The organism is Streptomyces sp. G5(2025) (assembly GCF_049542075.1).
Lineage (GTDB): Bacteria > Actinomycetota > Actinomycetes > Streptomycetales > Streptomycetaceae > Streptomyces.
This window is the reverse complement of sequence record NZ_JBMUZT010000006.1, coordinates 1692681-1712378: the sequence shown is the minus strand read 5'-3', so window position 1 is coordinate 1712378 and position 19698 is coordinate 1692681. Positions and strand designations below refer to the sequence as shown.

The 19698-nt window shown below is 70.0% G+C and carries 17 protein-coding genes and 2 pseudogenes; 11 read left to right on the top strand and 8 right to left on the bottom strand.

Annotation, left to right across the window (positions count from 1 at the left end; genetic code table 11):
- Positions 1-24 precede the first annotated feature (24 nt).
- The 4 genes from secG (at position 25) to ACOBQB_RS18630 (ending at position 3156) form a co-directional block, all read left to right on the top strand.
- Complete coding sequence (gene secG / locus ACOBQB_RS18645; RefSeq protein WP_030784160.1) at positions 25-255, top strand: preprotein translocase subunit SecG; 231 nt, start codon at positions 25-27, stop codon at positions 253-255.
- 159 nt (positions 256-414) lie between these two features.
- Entirely contained in the window at positions 415-750 is a 336-nt protein-coding gene (locus ACOBQB_RS18640; protein WP_003957010.1) for an RNA polymerase-binding protein RbpA, read from the top strand.
- A 168-nt stretch (positions 751-918) separates the two neighbouring features.
- The gene (pgi, locus tag ACOBQB_RS18635; RefSeq protein WP_423593131.1) at positions 919-2580 is read left to right on the top strand and encodes a glucose-6-phosphate isomerase; all 1662 of its coding nucleotides are present in this window, start codon (positions 919-921) and stop codon (positions 2578-2580) included.
- Positions 2581-2667: 87 nt separating this feature from the next.
- Positions 2668-3156, top strand: a complete 489-nt coding sequence (locus tag ACOBQB_RS18630; RefSeq protein ID WP_423593129.1) for a DUF2087 domain-containing protein — start codon at positions 2668-2670, stop codon at positions 3154-3156.
- Positions 3157-3200: 44 nt separating this feature from the next.
- Here the strand turns inward: ACOBQB_RS18630 and pgl are convergent.
- The 5 genes and pseudogenes from pgl to tkt all read right to left on the bottom strand — a co-directional run bounded on the left by pgl (position 3201) and on the right by tkt (position 9779).
- Positions 3201-3979: pseudogene (gene pgl, locus ACOBQB_RS18625) on the bottom strand (6-phosphogluconolactonase).
- Positions 3976-5013 (bottom strand): glucose-6-phosphate dehydrogenase assembly protein OpcA, encoded by a 1038-nt coding sequence (gene opcA, locus ACOBQB_RS18620; protein ID WP_423593128.1) that lies wholly within the window; start codon positions 5011-5013, stop codon positions 3976-3978. Before opcA ends, pgl begins: the two are co-directional and overlap by 4 nt.
- The gene (gene zwf, locus ACOBQB_RS18615) at positions 5010-6533 is read right to left on the bottom strand and encodes a glucose-6-phosphate dehydrogenase (protein WP_423593126.1); all 1524 of its coding nucleotides are present in this window, start codon (positions 6531-6533) and stop codon (positions 5010-5012) included. Before zwf ends, opcA begins: the two co-directional genes overlap by 4 nt.
- Positions 6534-6538: 5 nt before the next feature.
- The gene (gene tal / locus ACOBQB_RS18610; protein ID WP_230900119.1) at positions 6539-7657 is read right to left on the bottom strand and encodes a transaldolase; all 1119 of its coding nucleotides are present in this window, start codon (positions 7655-7657) and stop codon (positions 6539-6541) included.
- A 34-nt stretch (positions 7658-7691) separates the two neighbouring features.
- A complete protein-coding gene (tkt, locus tag ACOBQB_RS18605) occupies positions 7692-9779 on the bottom strand; it encodes a transketolase (RefSeq protein ID WP_423593124.1) in 2088 nt (695 codons plus the stop codon).
- A gap of 419 nt (positions 9780-10198) precedes the next feature.
- Between tkt and ACOBQB_RS18600 the strand changes: the two genes are divergently transcribed.
- The 3 genes from ACOBQB_RS18600 (at position 10199) to ACOBQB_RS18590 (ending at position 12792) form a co-directional block, all read left to right on the top strand.
- Complete coding sequence (locus ACOBQB_RS18600) at positions 10199-11152, top strand: heme o synthase (RefSeq protein WP_230904630.1); 954 nt, start codon at positions 10199-10201, stop codon at positions 11150-11152.
- 96 nt (positions 11153-11248) lie between these two features.
- Positions 11249-11608: a hypothetical protein gene (locus ACOBQB_RS18595; protein ID WP_423593123.1), complete on the top strand. Its 360-nt coding sequence runs from the start codon at positions 11249-11251 to the stop codon at positions 11606-11608.
- 104 nt (positions 11609-11712) lie between these two features.
- Entirely contained in the window at positions 11713-12792 is a 1080-nt protein-coding gene (locus tag ACOBQB_RS18590; protein ID WP_423593121.1) for an amidohydrolase family protein, read from the top strand.
- 6 nt (positions 12793-12798) lie between these two features.
- Here the strand turns inward: ACOBQB_RS18590 and ACOBQB_RS18585 are convergent, their stop codons facing one another.
- From ACOBQB_RS18585 to ACOBQB_RS18575, 3 genes and pseudogenes are all read right to left on the bottom strand, one after another.
- A complete protein-coding gene (locus ACOBQB_RS18585) occupies positions 12799-13821 on the bottom strand; it encodes a COX15/CtaA family protein (protein ID WP_423593119.1) in 1023 nt (340 codons plus the stop codon).
- Between the two features lie 86 nt (positions 13822-13907).
- Positions 13908-14678, bottom strand: coding sequence for an ABC transporter permease (locus ACOBQB_RS18580; RefSeq protein ID WP_423593117.1), 771 nt, complete (start codon positions 14676-14678; stop codon positions 13908-13910).
- Positions 14675-15597: pseudogene (locus tag ACOBQB_RS18575) on the bottom strand (ABC transporter ATP-binding protein). The gene ACOBQB_RS18580 and the pseudogene ACOBQB_RS18575 overlap by 4 nt, the downstream one beginning before the upstream one ends.
- Positions 15598-15945: 348 nt before the next feature.
- Between ACOBQB_RS18575 and ACOBQB_RS18570 the strand changes: the two are divergent.
- The 4 genes from ACOBQB_RS18570 to ACOBQB_RS18555 all read left to right on the top strand — a co-directional run bounded on the left by ACOBQB_RS18570 (position 15946) and on the right by ACOBQB_RS18555 (position 19696).
- Entirely contained in the window at positions 15946-16686 is a 741-nt protein-coding gene (locus ACOBQB_RS18570) for a helix-turn-helix transcriptional regulator (RefSeq protein ID WP_423593115.1), read from the top strand.
- Positions 16683-18104 carry a Fe-S cluster assembly protein SufB gene (gene sufB, locus ACOBQB_RS18565; RefSeq protein ID WP_423593114.1) on the top strand — a complete coding sequence of 474 codons (1422 nt, stop codon included), beginning with the start codon at positions 16683-16685 and terminating at the stop codon, positions 18102-18104. Before ACOBQB_RS18570 ends, sufB begins: the two co-directional genes overlap by 4 nt.
- A gap of 69 nt (positions 18105-18173) precedes the next feature.
- Entirely contained in the window at positions 18174-19370 is a 1197-nt protein-coding gene (gene sufD / locus ACOBQB_RS18560) for a Fe-S cluster assembly protein SufD (RefSeq protein WP_423593112.1), read from the top strand.
- The gene (locus tag ACOBQB_RS18555; protein WP_423593110.1) at positions 19367-19696 is read left to right on the top strand and encodes a bifunctional 3-phenylpropionate/cinnamic acid dioxygenase ferredoxin subunit; all 330 of its coding nucleotides are present in this window, start codon (positions 19367-19369) and stop codon (positions 19694-19696) included. Before sufD ends, ACOBQB_RS18555 begins: the two co-directional genes overlap by 4 nt.
- Positions 19697-19698: the final 2 nt, after the last annotated feature.

Sequence of the window (19698 nt, the reverse complement as noted above, 5' to 3'; positions counted from 1 at the left end):
GAGGAAGTTGGTCCAGCCGTGGTTATGGGGTTCTCGATCGCCCTCATCGTCTTCAGCGCTCTGATGATGCTGCTGGTGCTGATGCACAAGGGCAAGGGCGGCGGTCTCTCCGACATGTTCGGCGGCGGCATGCAGTCGTCGGTCGGCGGCTCCTCCGTCGCGGAGCGCAACCTCGACCGCATCACGGTCGTGGTCGGTCTGCTGTGGTTCGCGTGCATTGTCGCGCTGGGTCTGCTCATGAAGGCGAACAACTAGCGCCAGGCACTGGTCGCTTGTCCGGTGCGAGCTCGTGTGTGCGGCTTATCATGGGGCTTGCGTCCGGGGGTGGGGTGTAACTCCCCGCACTGGACGCGCGTTGGGCCTTACGTAAACTGAGGCGCCCGCAGCAGCACCATCACGCAGGGAGTTACGACCGTGGCAAGTGGCAACGCGATCCGAGGAAGTCGGGTCGGGGCGGGGCCGATGGGCGAGGCCGAGCGCGGTGAGTCCGCGCCGCGTCTGCGCATCTCCTTCTGGTGCTCCAACGGGCACGAGACGCAGCCGAGCTTCGCCAGCGACGCGCAGGTCCCCGATACGTGGGACTGTCCCCGCTGCGGCTTCCCGGCCGGTCAGGACCGGGACAACCCGCCGGACCCACCGCGCACCGAGCCGTACAAGACGCACCTGGCGTATGTGCGCGAGCGGCGCAGCGACGCGGACGGCGAGGCGATCCTCGCGGAGGCGCTCGCCAAACTGCGGGGCGAGATCTGAGACTTGGCGACCGGCCGGACACCGAGAAGGTGTCCGGCCGGTTTCCTGTTTCGGTACGTGTGCGGACAGACAGCTCCAGATATCTCATACCGCCCGCTGATCGATTAGGTTGGACAGTGCAGCGGGGCAAGGTACGTACGCAGGTACGAGAGAAGGCTGAAGTCCGAGATGAACGCAGAAAGCCGCGCCAGGCTCAATCAGACGCCCGAGTGGACGGCGCTCGCCCGCCATCGCGACAAGCTCGGGGAGGTGCAGCTGCGCGAACTGTTCGCCGCGGAACCCACGCGCGGCACGGCCTACACCCTCCAAGTCGGTGACCTGCACATCGACTACTCCAAGCACCTCGTCACCGAGGAGACGCTGACGCTGCTGCGCGAGCTCGCCGCGGCGAGCGACGTCTTCGGGCTGCGGGACGCCATGTTCCGCGGCGAGAAGATCAACACCACCGAGGACCGCGCCGTCCTGCACACCGCGCTGCGCGCCCCGCGCGACGCCGTCATCGAGGTCGACGGCGAGCACGCCGGGAACGTCGTGCCGGCGGTGCACGCCGTCCTCGACAAGATGAGCGCCTTCTCCGAGAGGATCCGCTCCGGCGAGTGGACCGGCCACACCGGCAAGCGCATCAAGAACATCGTCAACATCGGCATCGGCGGCTCCGACCTCGGCCCCGCCATGGCGTACGAGGCGCTGCGCTCCTTCACCGACCGCGACCTCACGGTCCGCTTCGTGTCGAACGTGGACGGCGCGGACCTGCACGAGGCCGTGCGGGACCTGGACGCCGCCGAGACGCTCTTCATCATCGCCTCGAAGACGTTCACCACCATCGAGACGATCACGAACGCCACGTCGGCGCGCGACTGGCTGCTGACGGAGCTGAAGGCCGGTCAGGACGCCGTCGCCCAGCACTTCGTGGCCCTGTCGACGAACGCCGAGAAGGTGTCGGACTTCGGCATCGACACCGCCAACATGTTCGAGTTCTGGGACTGGGTCGGCGGCCGCTACTCCTACGACTCGGCGATCGGCCTCTCCCTGATGATCGCCATCGGGCCCGACCGCTTCCGCGAGATGCTCGACGGCTTCCACCTCGTCGACGAGCACTTCCGCACCGCGCCCGCCGAGGCCAACGTCCCGCTGCTGATGGGCCTCTTGGGCATCTGGTACGGCAACTTCCACGACGCGCAGTCGCACGCCGTCCTGCCGTACTCGCACTACCTCTCCAAGTTCACCGCCTACCTCCAGCAGCTCGACATGGAGTCCAACGGCAAGTACGTCGACCGCGACGGCAAGGAAGTCGACTGGCAGACCGGCCCGGTGGTGTGGGGCACCCCCGGCACCAACGGCCAGCACGCCTACTACCAACTCATCCACCAGGGCACGAAGTTGATCCCGGCGGACTTCATCGGCTTCGCCGAGCCGGTCGCCGACCTGCCGCCCGGCCTGGTCCCCCAGCACGACCTGCTGATGGCCAACTTCTTCGCGCAGACGCAGGCGCTGGCGTTCGGCAAGACGCCCGACGAGGTGCGTGCCGAGGGTGTCGCCGAAGAGCTTGTCCCGCACAAGACGTTCAAGGGCAACCACCCGACGACGACGATCCTCGCCAAGGAGCTGACCCCCTCGGTCCTCGGCCAGCTCATCGCGCTCTACGAACACAAGGTGTTCGTCCAGGGCGCTGTGTGGAACATCGACTCCTTCGACCAGTGGGGCGTCGAGCTCGGCAAGGTCCTCGCCAAGCGCGTCGAGCCCGCGCTGACCGAGGGCGCCGAGGTCCCCGACCTCGACGGCTCGACCACCGCTCTCGTCGCCAAGTACCGGGATCTGCGCGGCCGTTGAGCCGTACGGCGCGTTAATCGGATGCGTTCCTGAGGCCCGGCGGGTGACACTGCTTCGGCTCTGTCACCCGTCGGGAGGGACCCCGTCATGGACCAGCTGCTCGCCGCGCTCGCCGACCCCGAGAGACTGCGGCTGTACGCGCGCATCGTCCTCGACGACCTGCCGCCGCGCGAGGCCGACTCCCCGGCCGCCCGCAAACACCTGGGACGGCTGCTCGCCACCGGGCTCGTCGAGCGGCTGCCCGACGGATCGCTGCGCGCCGACCCGGCCGTCTTCCGGCGCGCCCCGGGAGCCGTGGACGCCCATCCCACCGTGCCGCGCCGCCTCACCGGCTTCTTCACGCACGGCCGCCTCACGGCCATCCCCGTACGCCCCGTCGTACGCCACGAACTCCTCCTCCACCTCACGGACACCCTCTTCGACGCCGACCGCACCTACAGCGAGCGCGAGGTGAACGACGCGTTCCGCACCGTGCACGACGACACCGCGGCGCTGCGCCGGTACTGCGTCACCGGGGGCCTCCTGGAGCGCGCCGCGGATGGCAGCACCTACCGCCGCGTCCACGCCCACGCGTAAGGGCCCCGCACCGAAGCGGTGCGGGGCCCTTGTCGCGCGTACGGCTACGCCACGGTCGGCTGATACAGCTCCGCGGGAAGCTGTGAGGCCGCCGCCGCGTCCAGCAGCCACAGCGTGCGCGAGCGGCCGCGGCGCCGGCCGCGGGGGCCTGCACCTCGCCCGCACCGGACAGGGCGATGGCCGCGGCCCCCGCCTTGTCCTCGCCCGCCGCGAGCAGCCACACCTCGCGCGCCGCCCGGATCGCCGGGAGCGTCAGGGAGACGCGGGTCGGCGGGGGCTTCGGCGCGCCGTGCACACCGACCACCGAGCGCTCCGTCTCGCGCACCGCCGGGTGCTCCGGGAAGAGCGAGGCGACATGTGTGTCGGGGCCGACGCCGAGCATCAGGACGTCGAAGGCCGGCACCTGGCCGTGGTCCTCCGGGCGCGCGGCGGCGGCCAGTTCGGCGGCGTAGACCTCGGCGGCGGCGTCCACCTCGTAGGGGCCGTCCGAGGCCGGCATCGGGTGCACCCGGGACGGGGTGAGCGGCACCGCGTCGAGCAGCGCCGCCTTGGCCTGGGTGTAGTTGCGCTCGGCGTCGCCGTCCGGCAGGAAGCGCTCGTCGCCCCACCACAGGTCCAGGCGCGACCAGTCGACCGCGTCCCGGGCCGGGGAGGCGGCGAGCGCCGCCAGCAGCCCGTTGCCGTTACGGCCGCCGGTGAGTACCACCGACGCGTACCCCCGCGCGGACTGCGCGTCGACGATCTTCGTGATGAGGCGGGCCGCCGCGGCCCGCGCCATCAGCTCCTTGTCGCGGTGGACGACGAGCTGCGGGGCCCCGGTCACTTGGCCGCCGCCTTCTTCGCGGTGGCCTTCTTCGCCGGAGCCTTCTTCGGCTCGGGCTCCTGCGCCTCGTCCTTGATCTCCGCCGCCACCTCCGTCACCGGGGCGGACGGCTCGACCAGGCGATCCACGCCGTACTTCAGCGCGGAGGCGTAGGTGTCGTCCGGGTCCAGGCGGCGCAGCTCCTCCGCGATCAGCTCGGCCGTCTCGCGGCGCTTGAGGGCCACGGCGCGGTCGGGCTGTCCCTGGATGGAGAGCGTGGCGAGCGAGCCGTCGGCCCGGTCGAGCACGATGGGACCGCAGGTGGTCTCCATGCGGACGCCGGTCAGGCCGGGACCCGCCGACACCGCGCGCTTGACCGGCACGCCCAGGCGGTCCGCCAGCCACATGGCCAACAGCTCACAGCTCGGGTTGAACTCCTCGCCGTCCACCTGCACTTCGGTGACCTCGCACGTGACCTGGTCAAGCGCCGCGGCGAGCATGGAGCGCCACGGGGTGATGCGGGTCCAGGCCAGGTCCGTGCTGCCGGGGTGGTAGGACTCGGCGCGGGCGGTCAGCTCCCGGATCGGCTGCTCGGCCGTGTAGGAGTCCGTGACGCGGCGCTGCGCCAGGGCGCCGAGCGGGTCGCCCGCGGCGTCGAGCGGGGCGTTCACCGGCCACCAGACGACCACGGGGGCGTCGGGCAGCAGCAGCGGCAGGACGACCGACTGGGCGTGGTCGATGACCTCGCCGTACAGCCGCAGGATCACCGTCTCGCCGGTGCCCGCCTCGACGCCGACCCGCACCTCGGCGTCCAGACGCGAGGTGGTGCGGTCACGGGGCGAGCGGGCGGTGCGCTTGATGACCACGAGGGTGCGCGAGGGGTGCTCGCGCGACGCGTCGTTCGCGGCCTTCAGGGAGTCGTAGGCGTTCTCCTCGTCGGTGACGATGACGAGGGTCAGGACCATGCCGACGGCCGGGGTGCCGATCGCCCGGCGGCCCTGCACGAGCGCCTTGTTGATCTTGCTGGACGTGGTGTCCGTAAGGTCGATCTTCATGGCCGACGCCAGCTCCGTCCGTCTCGTGCGAGCATTTCGTCCGCCTCGGTCGGGCCCCAGGTGCCTGCCGGGTACTGGGCGGGCTTGCCGTGCTTGTCCCAGTACTCCTCGATCGGGTCGAGGATGTTCCAGGACAGCTCGACCTCCTCCGTGCGCGGGAAGAGGTTGGCGTCGCCGAGCAGGACGTCCAGGATCAGGCGCTCGTACGCCTCCGGGCTGGACTCGGTGAAGGACTCGCCGTACGCGAAGTCCATCGAGACGTCCCGGATCTCCATGGAGGTGCCGGGGACCTTCGAGCCGAACCGGACCGTGATGCCCTCGTCGGGCTGGACGCGGATGACGATCGCGTTCTGCCCGAGCTCCTCGGTCGCCGTGTGGTCGAAGGGGGAGTGGGGCGCGCGCTGGAAGACGACCGCGATCTCCGTGACGCGGCGGCCCAGACGCTTGCCGGTGCGCAGGTAGAAGGGCACGCCCGCCCAGCGGCGGTTGTCGACCGCCAGCTTGATGGCCGCGTAGGTGTCGGTCTTCGACTTGGGGTCGATGCCCTCTTCCTGGAGGTAGCCGACGGCCTTCTCGCCGCCCTGCCACCCCGCCGCGTACTGCCCGCGGACCGTGCTCTCGCCGAGGTCCTTGGGCAGCCGGACGGCGCCGAGCACCTTCGCCTTCTCGGCGACCAGCGCGTCCGCGTCGAAGGAGGCGGGCTCCTCCATCGCGGTCAGCGCCATCAGCTGGAGCAGGTGGTTCTGGATGACGTCACGGGCGGCGCCGATGCCGTCGTAGTAGCCGGCGCGGCCGCCGATGCCGATGTCCTCGGCCATCGTGATCTGGACGTGGTCCACATACGACCGGTTCCAGATCGGCTCGAACATCTGGTTGGCGAAGCGGAGCGCCAGGATGTTCTGGACGGTCTCCTTGCCGAGGTAGTGGTCGATCCGGAACACCTGGTCCGGGGCGAACACCTCGTGCACGATCGCGTTCAGCTCACGGGCGGACGTCAGGTCGTGGCCGAACGGCTTCTCGATGACCGCGCGCCGCCAGGCACCCTCGGGGGCGTCGGCGAGGTCGTGCTTCTTGAGCTGCTGCACGACCTGCGGGAAGAACTTCGGGGGCACCGAGAGGTAGAAGGCGTAGTTGCCGCCGGTGCCCTGCGCCTTGTCCAGCTCCTGGATGGTGGCCTTGAGCTGCTCGAACGCCTCGTCGTCGTCGAAGTTGCCCTGGACGAAGCGCATGCCCTGGATGAGCTGCTGCCAGACCTCCTCGCGGAACGGGGTACGCGCGTGCTGCTTGACCGCGTCGTGGACGACCTGGGCGAAGTCCTCGTCCTCCCAGTCGCGACGGGCGAAGCCAATGAGGGAGAAGCCGGGCGGAAGCAGACCTCGGTTGGCGAGGTCGTACACGGCGGGCATCAACTTTTTACGGGACAAATCGCCCGTGACACCAAAAATGACCAGGCCCGACGGCCCCGCGATACGCGGGAGCCGTCGGTCTGCGGCGTCACGCAGCGGATTGCTGCTTGACAAAGTGGTCAGCCCTTCGAAGGAGCGAGGCGCTTCAGCTCGGCCTCGGTCGACTTGAGCAGATCGGTCCAGGAGGCCTCGAACTTCTCGACGCCCTCGTCTTCGAGCAGCTGCACGACGTCGTCGTACGCGATGCCGAGCTTCTCCACGGCGGCGATCTCGGCGCGGGCCTCGTCGTACGTGCCCGCGATGGTGTTGCCGGTGATCTGGCCGTGGTCGCCGGTGGCCTCCAGCGTCGCCTCGGGCATCGTGTTCACCGTGTTGGGCGCGACGAGCTCGTCGACGTACAGGGTGTCCTTGTACGCCGGGTCCTTGACGCCGGTCGAGGCCCACAGCGGACGCTGCTTGTTGGCCTGCGCCTTGTCGAGCGCGGCCCAGCGGTCCGAGGAGAAGACCTCCTCGTATGCCTCGTAGGCCAGGCGGGCGTTGGCGAGGGCGGCCTTGCCCTTGAGGGCCTTGGCCTCGTCGGTGCCGATGCCGTCCAGGCGCTTGTCGATCTCCGTGTCCACGCGGGACACGAAGAAGGACGCCACCGAGTGGATCTTCGAGAGGTCGAGGCCGCGCTCCTTGGCCTTCTCCAGGCCCGCGAGGTACGCGTCCATGACCATGCGGTAGCGCTCCAGCGAGAAGATCAGCGTGACGTTGACGCTGATGCCGAGGCCGATGACCTCGGTGATCGCCGGGATGCCCGCCTGGGTGGCGGGGATCTTGATGAGCGCGTTCGGCCGGTCGACCAGCCACGCGAGCTGCTTGGCCTCGGCGACCGTGGCCTTGGTGTTGTGCGCGAGGCGCGGGTCGACCTCGATCGACACGCGGCCGTCCTGGCCGTCCGTCGCGTCGAAGACCGGGCGCAGGATGTCGGCGGCGTCACGGACGTCCGCCGTCGTGATCATGCGGATGGCCTCCTCGACCGTGACCTCACGGGCCGCCAGGTCGGAGAGCTGCTGGTCGTAACCGTCGCCCTGCGAGATGGCCTTCTGGAAGATCGACGGGTTGGTCGTGACGCCCACGACGTGCTGCTGGTCGATCAGTTCGGCGAGGTTGCCGGACGTGATCCGCTTGCGCGACAGGTCGTCCAGCCAGATCGCGACGCCTTCTTCGGAGAGGCGCTTGAGTGCGTCTGTCATGGAATTACATCTCCTACTTGCTCGTATATGGGCGTCAGCGCCGGGTGGCGGCGATCGATTCCCGCGCCGCCTGGGCCACCGCGTCGGCGGTGAACCCGAACTCGCGGAACAGGACCTTGCCGTCGGCCGAGGCACCGAAGTGCTCCAGCGAGACGATGCGTCCGGCGTCGCCCACGAAACGGTGCCAGGTCAGACCGATGCCCGCCTCGACCGCCACGCGCGCCTTCACGGACGGCGGCAGCACGCTCTCGCGGTACCCCTGGTCCTGCTCCTCGAACCACTCGACCGACGGCATCGAGACGACCCGCGTCGGAACGCCGGCGGCCTGCAGCTGCTCGCGCGCCTCGACGGCGAGGTGCACCTCGGAGCCGGTGCCGATGAGGATGACCTCCGGAGTGCCGCCCTCGGCCTCGAACAGGACGTAACCGCCCTTGGCCGCGTCCTCGTTGCGGTCGTACGTCGGCACGCCCTGGCGGGTCAGCGCGAGGCCGTGCGGGGCGCCCTTGCCGAACTCCTTGGTGAAGCGCTTGAGGATCTCGCGCCACGCGATGGCGGTCTCGTTCGCGTCGGCCGGGCGTACGACGTTCAGGCCCGGGATGGCGCGCAGCGAGGCCAGGTGCTCGACCGGCTGGTGCGTCGGGCCGTCCTCGCCGAGGCCGATGGAGTCGTGCGTCCACACGTACGTCACCGGGAGGTGCATCAGCGCGGACAGCCGGACGGCGTTGCGCATGTAGTCGGAGAACACCAGGAAGGTGCCGCCGTAGACGCGGGTGTTGCCGTGCAGCGCGATGCCGTTCATCTCCGCGGCCATGGAGTGCTCACGGATGCCGAAGTGGATCGTGCGGCCGTACGGGTCGGCCTCCGGCAGCGGGTTGTCCGCCGGGAGGAACGACGACGTCTTGTCGATCGTCGTGTTGTTCGAGCCCGCGAGGTCGGCGGAGCCGCCCCACAGCTCGGGGATGACCGCGCCGAGCGCCTGGAGGACCTTGCCGGACGCGGCGCGCGTGGCGACACCCTTGCCGGTCTCGAAGACGGGGAGGTGGTCCTCCCAGCCCTCGGGCAGCTCGCCCGCGGCGACCCGGTCGAAGGTGGCGGCGTGCTCGGCGTTGGCGGTGCGCCAGGCGGCGAAGCCCTTCTCCCACTCGGCCTTGGCCTCACGGCCGCGGTCCAGCGCCTTGCGCGTGTGCGTGATGACCTCGTCGGACACCTCGAAGGTCTGCTCCGGGTCGAAGCCGAGGACGCGCTTGGTGGCGGCCACTTCCTCCTCGCCGAGCGCCGAGCCGTGCGCGGCCTCGGTGTTCTGCGCGTTCGGGGCGGGCCAGGCGATGATCGAGCGCATCGCGATGAAGGAGGGACGCTCGGTCTCGGCCTTGGCGGCCTGGAGCGCGGCGTACAGGGCGGCCGGGTCGAGGTCGCCGTTCTCCTTGGGCTCCACGCGCTGGACGTGCCAGCCGTAGGCCTCGTACCGCTTGAGGGTGTCCTCGGAGATCGCGGTGGCGGTGTCGCCCTCGATCGAGATGTGGTTGTCGTCCCACAGCATCACGAGGTTGCCGAGCTTCTGGTGCCCGGCCATCGAGGACGCCTCCGCGGAGATGCCCTCCTCCAGGCAGCCGTCACCGGCGATGACGAAGATGTGGTGGTCGAACGGCGACTCGCCCGCGGGGGTCGCCGGGTCGAACAGACCGCGCTCGTAGCGGGCGGCCATCGCCATGCCCACGGCGTTGGCGACGCCCTGGCCCAGCGGGCCCGTCGTCGTCTCCACGCCGGTCGTGTGCCCGTACTCCGGGTGACCCGGGGTCTTCGAGCCCCAGGTGCGGAAGGCCTTCAGGTCATCCAGCTCCAAGCCGAAACCGGCCAGGTAGAGCTGAATGTAGAGGGTCAGGGACGAATGGCCCGCGGAAAGGACGAACCGGTCGCGACCGGTCCACTCCGCGTCCGCCGGGTCATGGCGCATCACCTTCTGGAAAAGGGTGTACGCGGCGGGCGCGAGGCTCATGGCCGTACCGGGATGGCCGTTGCCGACCTTCTGTACGGAATCCATGGCCAGGACGCGAGCGGTGTCAACGGCTCGCTGGTCCAGTTCGGTCCACTCGAGGTCTGTGGTGGTCGGCTTGGTGCTCACCCTGAGTCAGGGCTCCTCTCCACATGTCGAATGCCGGCGATGAGAATCTCACCGGCCGTTGTCGAGCCTACCGCTGCCAGAACGTGCATTTTTTCGAGTCATTCCAGACTGCCGGGACAAGCGGGGATCCGCCTCCTGAAAGGAATGCGCGGCGATTCGCCAAGTGAATAGGGAACCGCTCATATGTCCGCTCAATGGTCGTTCGGTATCGCTCATGTGTCCGCTCAAAGGACGCTCCGCGCCGCTCACGCGACCGGCCGCCCGACCCTCGGTACCCCCGGTCCGGACGCTCAACACGACCCCACCCCCGCGAAGGGCAAGGTATGGGCAACGTCTACAGTGGCGTGGTACGCGCGAGCCTTTACCGGATCTTCATGTCAGAAGGTGCCGGGCGGCTCGCTGGGATGTCTCTGTCAGGGGTGTGCGTGACGGCCGTTGAATCCCGTCCAGCGGGGGTTTCCGGGACGGACCTTAGCCCGAGCCATCGGCCGTTCGGGGCCCGTGTCAAGGCGTTCGTGGCGCTCACCAAGCCGCGGATCATCGAACTCCTCCTCATCACCACCGTTCCGGTGATGTTCCTCGCCGAACAGGGCGTGCCGGACCTCTGGCTGGTCTTCGTGACCTGTCTGGGCGGCTACCTCTCGGCGGGCGGCGCAAACGCGCTCAACATGTACATCGACCGCGACATCGACGCCCTCATGGACCGCACGTCGCAGCGGCCGCTGGTCACCGGCATGGTGAGCCCACGCGAGTGCCTCGTCTTCGGCATCGCCCTCGCGGTCGTCTCCACGCTGCTCTTCGGCCTCGCCGTGAACTGGCTCTCCGCCTGGCTCGCGCTCGGCGCGCTGCTCTTCTACGTGGTCGTCTACACGATGATCCTCAAGCGGCGCACCTCGCAGAACATCGTCTGGGGCGGCATCGCGGGCTGCATGCCCGTCCTCATCGGCTGGTCCTCGGTCACGAACTCCCTGTCGTGGGCGCCGGTCATCCTCTTCCTCGTGATGTTCTTCTGGACGCCGCCGCACTACTGGCCGCTCTCCATGAAGGTCAAGGACGACTACGCCCGCGTGGGCGTGCCGATGCTGCCGGTCATCGCCTCCAACAAGGTCGTCGCCCGGCAGATCGTCCTCTACAGCTGGGTCATGGTCGCCGTCTCGCTGCTGCTCCAGCCGCTCGGCTACACCGGGTGGTTCTACACGGCGGTGGCGCTGGTGACCGGCGGCTGGTGGCTGTGGGAGGCGCACGGGCTCCAGAACCGCGCCAAGGCCGAGGTCACCGGCGGCAAGCTCAAGGAGATGCGGCTCTTCCACTGGTCCATCACGTACGTGTCGCTGCTCTTCGTCGCGGTGGCGGTGGACCCCTTCCTTCGCTGAGCCGTCAAGGCCGTGCCGACGGGCGGGGTGCGTGGTGTCGAACACCACGCGCCCCGCCCGTCGCCAGTTGATCTACCCGTCGGTAGCATCCTGCCCATGGCAGACACGCAGCAGGTGGACGAGCAGGTGGACGACGGCAAGCAGGCCGCTCGCGCGGAGCGGAAGGCGGCCAAGCTGGCCAAGGAGATCGGCGCCTTCGTCCGTGACCACGGCGGCGCCGAGGGACAGATCGCCTACCTCGGCCAGAAGGGCGCCCGCATCGTCCTCGTCGGCGAGGACGGCGGCTGGGGCGACCTGGTGGCCCCCACCCACGCCATCGCGCTCAGCGCCGTCGAGAAGTCCGGCATCACCGTCCACGAGGACTTCGACGGGGACTTCGCCGCGAAGGTGAGGACCGGGCCCTACGAGTGGACGCGCATGGCCGGCATCCAGCTCGGCGGCCCGAAGAACGCCTGAGACCGGGCACTTGTTCGGCCCGCCGAGACTGGCCGAAAGCAACACCTGACACGCGGGTCACCCGTTAGGACCGTAGGAGCAAGGTCCATTCAGCGGGAGCCCGCATGATCGAAACGCCGTCCCTGGTGGACCAGTACTGCCATGGCGTCCTCCGCACGGAGCTGGGCCTCGGCACCTTCGAGGCCCACCTCGGCCGGGGCGAGGGGCCGCCCGCCCCCGGCACCACCTTCTTCGACACCCAGACCGGCTTCGCGGTGCGCCGCTGGTGCCCGCCGCTGCTGGGCCTCGAACCGCACTGCCCGCCGGCCCGCTACCTCGCCCGGCGCCGCGACCTCGGCGTCCTGGAGTCGGGGCGGCGGCTGCTGCGGGGCAGCGGCATCACGACGTACCTCGTCGACACGGGGCTGCCGGGGGATCTGACCGGGCCCGGCGAGATGGCGTCCACCGGCGACGCGGAGGCCCGCGAGATCGTGCGCCTGGAGCTCCTCGCCGAGCAGGTCGCCGACACCTCCGGGACCGCCGACTCCTTCCTCGCCAACCTCGCCGAGTCCGTGCACGGCGCGGCCGCGCACGCCGTCGCCTTCACCTCGGTCGCGGGGGTGCGCCATCCGCTCGCCCTCGCGGCGCGGCCGCCGGGGCCGGGCGAGGTGCGGGGCGCGGTGGGGCGCTGGCTCGCGGGGCGCCAGGTGGGCGGGGAGCTGGCCGACCCCGTGCTGCTGCGGCACCTGCTGTGGATCGCGGTGGCCTCGGGCAGGCCGCTGCAACTGCACGCGGGGGCCGGCGACCCCCAGACGTACTTCGGGGACTTCGCGCGCGCCACGGCGGGCCTCGGCACCGATCTGGTGCTGCTGCACGGCTATCCGTACCACCGAGGCGCCGCCCACCTCGCGGCCGTCTTCCCGCATGTGTACACGGACCTGGGCCCCGCGCTCGTACGCACCGGGGCGCGGGCGGCGGCCGTGCTCGCGGAGATCCTCGAACTCGCGCCCTTCGGCAAGCTGCTGTTCTCCAGCGGCGCGCACGGACTGCCCGAGCTGCATGTGGTGGGGGCCCGGCTGTTCCGCGAGGCGCTCGGGCGCGTCCTCGGCACCTGGGTCGCCGAGGGGGCCTGGTCGCTCAGCGACGCGCAGCGTGTGGCGGGCCTGATCGCGGCGGGCAACGCCTGCCGCGTGTACGGCCTGTGAGGCCTGTCAGACCGCAGAGAGCCGTGACTCGTCCGCCCGGGCGGGCACCTCGGCCGTGGGCAGCGGCCGCTCCCGCAGGGACAGCAGCACGCGCAGCACGGCGATCCACACCAGGCACGAGCCGAACATGTGCAGACCGACCAGGACCTCCGGCAGGTCCGTGAAGTACTGGACGTAGCCGATGGCGCCCTGCGCGAGGAGGATCAGGAACAGGTCGCGGGTGCGGGTCAGCGGGCCGCGCGGCGCGTCCACCGCCTTGAGGACGAACCACAGGGCGAAGGCCAGCGTCACCACGATCCAGGCGAGCACGGCGTGCAGCTTGGTGACGCCCTCCCAGTCCAGGCCGATCGGGGCGAGGTTCATCCGCGGTACGTCGCTGGAGTCGCCCGCGTGCGGTCCCGCGCCGGTCACGACCGTGCCGACCGCGATCAGCAGCACCGAGGCCGCCACCAGGGACCAGACGAGCTGCACCACGGCCTTGCCGACCAGCGGACGCGGCTCGGCGTCGCCCTCGCGGGAGCGCTGCCACATGACGGCGGCCACCGCGATCAGGGCGGAGGAGAGCAGGAAGTGCGCGGCGACCGTGTACGGGTTGAGGCCGACGAGGACGACGATGCCGCCGAGTACGGCGTTGCCCATGACGAGCCAGAACTGCGCCCAGCCGAGCCGGGTGAGGCTGCGCCGCATCGGCTTCTGCGCGCGGGCCGCGATGATCGCCCAGCCGACGGCCGCGCACAGCACGTACGTCAGGACGCGGTTGCCGAACTCGATGTAGCCGTGGAAGCCCATCTCGCTGGTCGCGGTGAGGGAGTCCTCGGTGCACTTGGGCCAGGTCGGGCAGCCGAGGCCCGAGCCGGTCAGCCGGACGGCTCCGCCCGTCACCACGATGACCACCGTCATGGCGAGGGAGATGAAGGCCGCCCGCTGGACGGTCCGCTGGGTGGGGGTCCAGCGCTCGGCGATGAAGGAGAGCGGGTTCCGCGCGGCTTGAGCGAGGTCGGCTCGGGTCACGTTTGGCACGCGCCCCATCGTAGGGGGCCGCTTGTGCACGGCTTCACGAGGGGGACGTATCCGGCACGACTGTGACGGCCGTTACGCCGCAGGACGTACGCGCGCTACTCCCAGCGGAAGAACTTCGCCGCCGCGCCCAGCCCGAGCACCGCCCACACCGCGAGGATCCCGAGGTCGGCCCACGGCAGGCCCGCGCCGTGCTGGAGGACGTCGCGCAGCCCGTCCGAGAGCGCCGAGACGGGCAGCAGGCCGAGGACCGACTGGATGGCCCCGGGGAACTTGTCGAGCGGCACGATCACGCCGCCGCCCACGAGGAGGAGCAGGAAGACGAGGTTCGCGGCCGCCAGCGTCGCCTCGGCCTTGAGCGTGCCCGCCATCAGCAGGCCGAGGCCGGAGAAGGCCGCGGTGCCGAGGAGCAGGAGCAGGAGGACGGAGCCCGGGTTGCCGTGCGGCGACCAGCCGAGCGCGAGAGCGATGGCCGTGAGCAGCGCGACCTGGAGAACCTCGGTGACCAGCACGGAGAGGGTCTTGGCCGCCATCAGGCCCCAGCGGGGCAGCGGGGAGGCGCCGAGTCGCTTCAGCACGCCGTAGCGCCGCTCGAAGCCGGTCGCGATGGCCTGGCCGGTGAAGGCCGTCGACATCACGGCGAGCGCGAGTACGCCGGGCGCGAGGAAGTCCACGGCCTTGCCCTCGCCCGTGTCGATGATGTCCACGGCGCTGAACAGCACGAGCAGGAGGGTGGGGATCACCACCGTCAGGAGCAGCTGCTCGCCGTTGCGCAGCAGCATCTTCGTCTCCAGCGCGGCCTGCGCGGCGATCATGCGGGGGAGTGGGGCGGCGCCCGGCTTCGGCGTGTACGTACCGGCGGCGCTCATCCGCGCAGCTCCTTACCCGTGAGCTCAAGAAAGACGTCTTCCAGCGTGTGGCGTTCGACCGAGATCCGGTCCGGCATCACCCCGTGCTGGGCGCACCAGGAGGTGACGGTGGCGAGCAGCTGCGGGTCGACCGTGCCGCTGACGCGGTAGGCGCCGGGGGTCAGTTCGGCCGCGGCGGAGTCCGGGGGCAGCGCCTTGAGCAGCGAGCCGACGTCGAGGCCCGGGCGGCCGGTGAACCGCAGGGTGTTCTCGGCGCCGCCGCGGCACAGCTCGTCGGGGCTGCCCTGGGCGATGACCTGGCCCGCGTCGATGATCGCGACGTCGTCGGCGAGCTCCTCGGCCTCGTCCATGTGGTGCGTGGTGAGGATGACGGCGACCCCGTCGCGGCGCAGATCGCGGACGAGCTCCCAGGTGGCCCGGCGGGCCTGCGGGTCCAGGCCGGCGGTCGGCTCGTCCAGGAAGACCAGCTCGGGCCTGCCGACCACGGCCAGCGCGAGCGCGAGGCGCTGCTGCTGGCCGCCGGAGAGCCGCCGGTAGGTGGTGCGGCCGCAGGAGCCTAGTCCCAGGCGCTCGATGAGGGCGTCCACGTCCAGTGGGTGCGCATGCAGCTTGGCGACGTGGCGCAGCATCTCGTCGGCGCGGGCGCCGGAGTGGACGCCGCCGGACTGGAGCATCACGCCGATGCGGGGCCGTAGCGCGGCGGCCTCGCGGACCGGGTCCAGGCCGAGGACGCGGACGGTGCCGGAGTCCGGCTTCCGGTAGCCCTCGCAGGTCTCGATCGTGGTGGTCTTGCCGGCGCCGTTGGGCCCGAGGACGGCGGTGATCCCGGGCCGGCCGTCAGGTCGAGGCCGTCGACCGCGGTCTTGCTTCCATACCGCTTGACCAGACTCTCGATCTGGACGACGGACTCGTTTCGCATGGTGAGCCAGTCTAGGGACGTATCCCGGACGCCGGGTGGGCGGGGCGCGGCCGGTTCCGCGGAAGCCAGTGCTCCGCGTCCGCGACGGCGGACGCCAGGGGGAACAGGCACGACTCGGCGGTCCTGGGACGTCGTCCCGCGCGCACAAAGGGCCGGTGGGAAGGGGTGTCGGCCTGGTTCTGGAGGGTGCTGGACGGGCCCGGCGCGCGCCGTCGAACGGGGCGGCCATTTGATCGATCAGTGATCGTTTCCGCAGGTCAGGTTAGGTGAACCTAAGTGACGCACCGCACCGGGCGGTGATCGCGACGTGGGTTGTCAGGCTCCGAGGAATTACGCAACAATGGCGTTGTGAAAAACGTTGGCGAGGCTCCGCAGGAGGAACTCGCGACCGGTGAGCGCTCCACGCGCAACCGGGTCGCGCGCTCCATCCTGGATCACGGCCCCTCCACCGTCGCCGACCTCGCGACGCGCCTCGGCCTCACCCAGGCGGCCGTGCGCAGGCACCTCGACTCCCTCGTCCACGAGAACGTCGTCGAACCTCGCGAGCAGCGCGTCTACGGCGCGCGGACCCGGGGCCGCCCCGCGAAGGTGTTCGCCCTGACCGACTGCGGTCGCGACGCCTTCGACCAGTCCTACGACAAGCTCGCCGCCGAGGCCCTGCGCTGGATCACCGAGCGGCACGGCGAGGGCGCGCTCGTCGCCTTCGCCCGGGACCGTATCGCCGCGCAGGCCGAGGCGTACAAGGCGGCGATCGACGCGGCACCGCCCGCACAGCGCACCGAGGCCCTGGCCAAGGCCCTGACCGCCGACGGGTACGCTGCCACGGCGCGCAGCGCGCCGGTCGGCGAGCAGCTCTGCCAGCACCACTGCCCGGTCGCCCATGTCGCCGAGCAGTTCCCGCAGCTGTGCGAGGCGGAGACGGAGATGTTCTCCGCGCTGCTCGGCACGCATGTGCAGCGCCTCGCCACCATCGCCCACGGAGACGGCGTCTGTACGACGTTCATCCCGCGCAGTGGCAGCAGCGGCGGCAGCACCACGCAGACCACCACACCAGCATCAGCAAGTACGGCCGGGAGGAACCCCGCATGACGCTCCCCACGGAGACTGCCCACCCCGAACTCGAGGGTCTGGGCACGTATGAATACGGCTGGGCCGACTCCGACATCGCCGGTGCCTCCGCCAAGCGCGGCATCAGCGAGGACGTCGTCCGGGACATCTCGGCCAAGAAGTCCGAGCCGGAGTGGATGACCAAGCTCCGCCTCAAGGGCCTGCGCCTGTTCGACAAGAAGCCCATGCCGAACTGGGGCTCCGACCTCTCCGGCATCGACTTCGACAACATCAAGTACTTCGTGCGTTCCACGGAGAAGCAGGCGGAGTCCTGGGAGGACCTGCCCGAGGACATCAAGAACACGTACGACAAGCTCGGCATCCCCGAGGCGGAGAAGCAGCGCCTCGTCGCCGGTGTCGCGGCCCAGTACGAGTCCGAGGTCGTCTACCACCAGATTCGCGAGGACCTGGAGGAGCAGGGCGTCATCTTCCTGGACACCGACACGGCGCTGAAGGAGCACCCGGAGCTCTTCAAGGAGTACTTCGGGACCGTCATCCCCGTCGGCGACAACAAGTTCGCGTCGCTGAACACCGCCGTGTGGTCGGGCGGCTCGTTCATCTACGTCCCCAAGGGCGTGCACGTCGAGATCCCGCTCCAGGCCTACTTCCGCATCAACACGGAGAACATGGGCCAGTTCGAGCGGACGCTGATCATCGTCGACGAGGACGCCTACGTCCACTACGTCGAGGGCTGCACCGCGCCGATCTACAAGTCGGACTCGCTGCACTCCGCCGTCGTCGAGATCATCGTGAAGAAGGGCGGCCGCTGCCGCTACACGACGATCCAGAACTGGTCGAACAACGTCTACAACCTGGTCACCAAGCGCGCCGTGGCGTACGAGGGCGCGACCATGGAGTGGATCGACGGCAACATCGGTTCCAAGGTCACCATGAAGTACCCGGCCGTCTACCTCATGGGCGAGCACGCCAAGGGCGAGACGCTGTCCATCGCCTTCGCGGGCGAGGGCCAGCACCAGGACGCCGGTTCCAAGATGGTCCACATGGCGCCGAACACGTCCTCCAACATCGTCTCCAAGTCGGTGGCGCGCGGCGGCGGTCGTACGTCGTACCGCGGCCTCGTCGAGATCGGTGAGGGCGCCGCCGGATCGAAGTCGAACGTGCTCTGCGACGCGCTGCTCGTCGACACGATCTCCCGCTCGGACACCTACCCCTACGTCGACGTCCGCGAGGACGACGTGTCGATGGGGCACGAGGCGACCGTCTCCAAGGTCTCCGACGACCAGCTCTTCTACCTCATGAGCCGCGGCATGACCGAGTTCGAGGCCATGGCGATGATCGTCCGCGGCTTCGTGGAGCCGATCGCCAAGGAGCTGCCCATGGAGTACGCCCTGGAGCTGAACCGGCTGATCGAGCTGCAGATGGAGGGTTCGGTCGGTTAAGACCGGACACCGTCCCCGCAGCTAGCAGACTTCTTACGCAGAGCGCAGAGAGAGAGCACGACGACAGCCATGGCTGAGGCTCAGAACATCCCCGTGGGGTCGACGACCGCCGGGTCCATCGCGGTGGCCGCGGAGTCCACCGTCGCCACCCGCATGAGCGCCCCCCCGTCCTACGACGTGGCGGACTTCCCCGTCCCCCACGGCCGTGAGGAGGAGTGGCGGTTCACGCCCCTGGAGCGGCTGCGCGGGCTGCACGATGGCACCGCTGTCGCCGCCGGTGGCCTTCGCGTCGAGGTGAGCGCCCCCGAGGGCGTCACCCAGGAGACCGTCGGCCGGGACGACGCGCGCGTCGGCAAGGCGGGCAAGCCCGTCGACCGCGTCGCCGCGCAGGCCTACTCGTCCTTCGAGAAGGCCTCGGTCGTGACCGTCCCCAAGGAGACGGTTCTGACCGAGCCGATCCGGATCGCCGTGCACGGGGAATCCCGGAACGGACAACCCGCCATCGCCTTCGCGCACCAGGTCATCGAGCTGGGCGCCTTCGCCGAGGCCCTCGTCGTCATCGACCACACCGGTGACGCCGTGCTCGCCGCCAACGTCGACTTCATCGTCGGCGACGGCGCCAAGCTCACCGTCGTCTCCGTCCAGGACTGGGACGACAAGGCGGTGCACGTCGCCCAGCACAACGCCCTGATCGGCCGCGACGCCTCCTTCAAGTCCGTCGTCGTCACCTTCGGCGGCGACCTGGTCCGCCTCCACCCGCGCGTCGAGTACGCGGGCACCGGCGGCGAGGCCGAGCTCTTCGGCCTCTACGTCACCGACGCGGGCCAGCACCAGGAGCACCGCCTCCTGGTCGACCACAACACCCCGCACTGCAAGTCGAACGTCGTCTACAAGGGCGCGCTCCAGGGCGACAACGCCCACGCGGTGTGGATCGGCGACGTCCTCATCGAGGCCGCCGCCGAGGGCACGGACACGTACGAGATGAACCGCAACCTCGTGCTGACCGACGGCGCCCGCGTGGACTCGGTCCCGAACCTGGAGATCGAGACCGGCGAGATCGTCGGCGCGGGCCACGCCTCGGCGACCGGCCGCTTCGACGACGAGCAGCTCTTCTACCTCCAGTCGCGCGGTATCCCGGAGGACGAGGCGCGCCGCCTGGTCGTCCGCGGCTTCTTCGCCGAGCTGGTCCAGCAGATCGGTCTGCCGGATGTCGAGGAGCGCCTCATCGCGAAGATCGAAGAGGAGCTGGAGGCGACGGTCGCATGACCTTCGTACGCGTCTGTGGACTGGGCGAGCTGGAGGAGGACACCCCCAAGCGGGTGGAACTCGACGGCACGCCGGTCTCGGTCGTCCACACCGAGGGCGAGGTGTTCGCGATCCACGACATCTGCTCGCACGCGAACGTCTCCCTCTCCGAGGGCGAGGTGGAGGACTGCCAGATCGAGTGCTGGCTGCACGGCTCCGCGTTCGACCTCCGCACCGGCAAGCCGTCCGGCCTTCCCGCGACGCGCCCCGTCCCCGTATACCCCGTAAAGATCGAAGGGGGCGATGTGCTCGTTGACGTACACGCCTCCCCTTCCCAGGAGTCCTGAGG

What these genes read in the sequence shown, in the direction of transcription:
- opcA (WP_423593128.1), bottom strand. Translation starts at nt 5,013, where the DNA reads ATGAAGATCGACCTTACGGACACCACGTCCAGCAAGATCAACAAGGCG.
- sufB (WP_423593114.1), top strand. Translation starts at nt 16,683, where the DNA reads ATGACGCTCCCCACGGAGACTGCCCACCCCGAACTCGAGGGTCTGGGC.
- ACOBQB_RS18590 (WP_423593121.1), top strand. Translation starts at nt 11,713, where the DNA reads ATGATCGAAACGCCGTCCCTGGTGGACCAGTACTGCCATGGCGTCCTC.
- ACOBQB_RS18580 (WP_423593117.1), bottom strand. Translation starts at nt 14,678, where the DNA reads ATGAGCGCCGCCGGTACGTACACGCCGAAGCCGGGCGCCGCCCCACTC.
- secG (WP_030784160.1), top strand. Translation starts at nt 25, where the DNA reads ATGGGGTTCTCGATCGCCCTCATCGTCTTCAGCGCTCTGATGATGCTG.
- ACOBQB_RS18595 (WP_423593123.1), top strand. Translation starts at nt 11,249, where the DNA reads ATGGCAGACACGCAGCAGGTGGACGAGCAGGTGGACGACGGCAAGCAG.
- ACOBQB_RS18555 (WP_423593110.1), top strand. Translation starts at nt 19,367, where the DNA reads ATGACCTTCGTACGCGTCTGTGGACTGGGCGAGCTGGAGGAGGACACC.
- pgi (WP_423593131.1), top strand. Translation starts at nt 919, where the DNA reads ATGAACGCAGAAAGCCGCGCCAGGCTCAATCAGACGCCCGAGTGGACG.
- sufD (WP_423593112.1), top strand. Translation starts at nt 18,174, where the DNA reads ATGGCTGAGGCTCAGAACATCCCCGTGGGGTCGACGACCGCCGGGTCC.
- tal (WP_230900119.1), bottom strand. Translation starts at nt 7,657, where the DNA reads ATGACAGACGCACTCAAGCGCCTCTCCGAAGAAGGCGTCGCGATCTGG.
- ACOBQB_RS18585 (WP_423593119.1), bottom strand. Translation starts at nt 13,821, where the DNA reads ATGGGGCGCGTGCCAAACGTGACCCGAGCCGACCTCGCTCAAGCCGCG.
- ACOBQB_RS18630 (WP_423593129.1), top strand. Translation starts at nt 2,668, where the DNA reads ATGGACCAGCTGCTCGCCGCGCTCGCCGACCCCGAGAGACTGCGGCTG.